This is a genomic window from Pseudomonas sp. YuFO8 (genome assembly GCF_035065025.1).
In the GTDB taxonomy this organism is placed as follows: Bacteria; Pseudomonadota; Gammaproteobacteria; order Pseudomonadales; family Pseudomonadaceae; genus Aquipseudomonas; species Aquipseudomonas putida_AE.
In genome coordinates this window covers 1-486 of the sequence record NZ_JAXDEQ010000119.1, presented here as the reverse complement: position 1 = coordinate 486, position 486 = coordinate 1, and the positions used below count along the sequence as shown (strand labels likewise).

1 pseudogene is annotated in these 486 nt (G+C 62.8%); it reads right to left on the bottom strand.

The window, feature by feature from the left end:
• Positions 1-486 (bottom strand): annotated as a pseudogene (gene dnaE2 / locus SOP95_RS31575) (error-prone DNA polymerase); the annotation flags it as partial.

Sequence of the window (486 nt, the reverse complement as noted above, 5' to 3'; positions counted from 1 at the left end):
CGTGCTCGAAGTCCACGTCGATATCCGGCGGCTCATTGCGCTCCCTGGAAAGAAAACGCTCGAACAGCATGCTGGTCAGGCTCGGGTCGATCTCGGTGATGCCCAAGGCAAAACACACTGCCGAGTTGGCCGCCGAGCCGCGCCCCTGGCACAGGATCGAGCGGCTGCGGGCGAACTGCACAATGTCGTGCACCGTGAGGAAGTAGCTTTCGTAACCCAACTCGCTGATCAACTCCAGCTCGCTGTTGATCTGCTGCAAGGTCTTGGCGTCGACACCCTGCGGCCAACGTTTGGCGATGCCTTCTTCGGTCACGGCGCGCAGCCAGGATTCGGCGTCGTGACCTTCAGGCACCAGTTCGCGTGGGTAGTGATAGCGCAATTGGCTGAGGTCGAAGGTGCAGCGGCGGGCAATGGCCTGGGTTTCGTCGAGCAACGACGCGGGGTACAGCGCGCTTAACGCCTCCAGGCTGCGCAGGTGCCGCTCGC